Here is a 631-nt window from a genome sequence, read left to right on the forward strand (position 1 = left end):
GCTGCTCGGGCGGGGACTTCATGAAGTACGCCGACGCGGAGGTCAGCGGGCCGCCCACCCCACGGTCCAGACCGATCTTCGCCGCCCGGATCGCGTCGATGATCACCCCGGCCGAGTTCGGCGAGTCCCACACCTCCAGCTTGTACTCCAACGAGATCGGGGCGTTGCCGAAACCGTGACCCTCCAGCCGCACGAAGGCGAACTTGCGGTCGTCCAGCCACGGGACGTGGTCCGAGGGCCCGATGTGCACATCCCTCGTGCCGAACTCCTTCTCCACGTTGGAGGTCACGGCCTGGGTCTTGGAGATCTTCTTGGACTCCAGCCGGGTCCGCTCGAGCATGTTCATGAAGTCCATGTTCCCGCCCACATTGAGCTGATACGTCCGGTCCAGCACGTACCCGCGGTCCTCGAACAGCTTCGCCAGCACCCGGTGGGTGATCGTCGCCCCGATCTGGGACTTGATGTCGTCGCCCACGATCGGCACGCCGGCGGCCGTGAACTTCTCCGCCCACACCGGGTCCGAGGCGATGAACACGGGCAGCGCGTTGACGAAGGCGACCCCGGCGTCGATCGCGGCCTGGGCGTAGAACCGGTCCGCCTCCTCCGAGCCCACCGGCAGATAGGACACCAG

1 pseudogene is annotated in these 631 nt (G+C 66.7%); it reads right to left on the minus strand.

Features of this window, described 5'->3' with window-relative positions:
* Window positions 1-631: pseudogene (locus ACFYE1_RS17495) on the minus strand (inositol-3-phosphate synthase); the annotation flags it as partial.

Source organism: Kocuria nitroreducens, assembly GCF_042879195.1.
In the GTDB taxonomy this organism is placed as follows: Bacteria; Actinomycetota; Actinomycetes; order Actinomycetales; family Micrococcaceae; genus Kocuria; species Kocuria nitroreducens.